Origin of the sequence: Streptomyces sp. NPDC005195 (assembly GCF_040608315.1) — a bacterium.
GTDB classification, from domain to species: Bacteria; Actinomycetota; Actinomycetes; order Streptomycetales; family Streptomycetaceae; genus Streptomyces; species Streptomyces kaempferi.
In genome coordinates this window covers 1-1008 of sequence record NZ_JBEXHZ010000411.1, presented here as the reverse complement: position 1 = coordinate 1008, position 1008 = coordinate 1, and the positions used below count along the sequence as shown (strand labels likewise).

Genomic DNA, 1008 nt, shown 5'->3' with positions numbered 1-1008 from the left:
CGCCGTGATCGCCACCGGCCACGAGGCGATCCGCGTCGAGACCGACGGGCGGGCCGCGGAGGTCACCTACCGGACCGCGGACGGCGAGGGCGTCGTCGCGGCCCGGCACGTCCTGGTGAACGCCTCGCCGCAGGAGCTGGCGACCCTCACGGGCGAGGCGGCGCCGACCCCGGCCGAAGGCGCGCAGCTGAAGGTGAACATGCTGCTCAAGCGGCTGCCGAAGCTGCGCGACAGCTCCGTCGACTCGCGCGAGGCGTTCTCCGGGACCTTCCATGTGGCCGAGGGATATGAGCAGTTGGCGACGGCTCACGCGCAGGCCGCCGCCGGCCGGCTGCCCGACGCCCCGCCCTCCGAGATCTACTGCCACTCCCTCACCGACCCCAGCATCCTCGGCCCGGACCTGGTCGAGCAGGGCTACCAGACACTCACGCTCTTCGGTCTGCACACGCCCGCCCGGCTCTTCGCGCACGACAACGACGCCGTGCGCGCGGAGCTGTTGAAGACGACCCTGGCGCAACTGGACGCCCAGCTCGCCGAGCCGCTCGCGGACTGCCTGGCCACCGACGCGGAGGGCCGCCCGTGCATCGAGGCGAAGACCCCGCTCGATCTGGAGCGCGATCTGCGGCTGCCCGGCGGCAACATCTTCCACCGCGACCTCGCCTTCCCGTACGCCCAGGAGGGCACGGGCCGTTGGGGCGTCGAGACGGCGCACGCCAACGTGCTGCTGTGCGGGGCGGGCGCGGTGCGCGGCGGCGGGGTGAGCGGGGTGCCGGGGCACAACGCCGCCATGGCGGTGCTGGAGGAGGACGGCGACCGAAAAAACTGACGGAGCATCAGAAAAGGCCTTCCCTCGACCGGACGACTGCGGCATCCTGCGGCCATGCAGACGGAGCTGAGCAAGCGACTGGGGATCGAGTACGCCATTTTCGGCTTCACGCCGTTTCCCGCCGTCGCCGCGGCCATCAGCCGCGCGGGCGGTCTCGGCGTGCTCGGCGCGGTCCGCTACAC

General features: G+C 72.4%; 2 pseudogenes. Both read left to right on the top strand.

Annotated elements, in window-relative coordinates:
- Window positions 1-826: pseudogene (locus ABZV34_RS40000) on the top strand (FAD-dependent oxidoreductase); the annotation flags it as partial.
- A 54-nt stretch (window positions 827-880) separates the two neighbouring features.
- Window positions 881-1008 (top strand): annotated as a pseudogene (locus tag ABZV34_RS39995) (nitronate monooxygenase); the annotation flags it as partial.